The sequence below is a fragment of the Enterobacter sp. ZOR0014 genome (assembly GCF_000798855.1).
Taxonomy (GTDB): Bacteria; Pseudomonadota; Gammaproteobacteria; order Enterobacterales; family Enterobacteriaceae; genus Enterobacter; species Enterobacter kobei.
Genome location: NZ_JTLF01000232.1, coordinates 1 through 503, shown reverse-complemented (window position 1 = coordinate 503; position 503 = coordinate 1). Strand labels below are relative to the sequence as shown.

Here is a 503-nt window from a genome sequence, read left to right as displayed (position 1 = left end):
TCCCGGCCTTATCATCCGCAGACGCAGGGCAAGCTGGAGCGTTTTCACCGAAGCCTGAAGGCGGAAGTGCTGCAGGGGAAATGGTTCGCGGACAGCGGTGAACTGCAGCGCGCCTTCGACCACTGGCGGACGGTCTATAACCTTGAACGCCCGCATGAGGCGCTTGATATGGCGGTGCCCGCCTCGCGGTATCAGCCGTCTTCGCGGCAGTACAGCGGCACCGTGACGCCACCGGAATACGATGACGGCGTGGTGGTCAGGAAAGTGGATATCAGCGGGAAGCTGAGCTTACAGGGAGTCAGTCTGAGCGCAGGAAAGGCGTTCAGGGGAGAGCGGGTCGGGCTGAAGGAGACACAGGAGGATGGCTGCTATGAGGTGTGGTGGTACAGCACGAAAGTGGGGGTGATCGACCTGAAGAAAAAGTCGATAACCATGGGGAAAGGATGTTAAAAAGTGTTCACCATGTCCCCGAACACCTGTCTACCATGTCCCCGGACCGTACA

General features: G+C 59.0%; 1 protein-coding gene. It reads left to right on the top strand.

Annotated elements, in window-relative coordinates; all coding sequences use genetic code 11:
• The coding region (locus L977_RS11985) for an integrase core domain-containing protein (RefSeq protein WP_047625814.1) at window positions 1–450 on the top strand (450 nt) is incomplete at its 5' end.
• Window positions 451–503 lie beyond the last annotated feature (53 nt).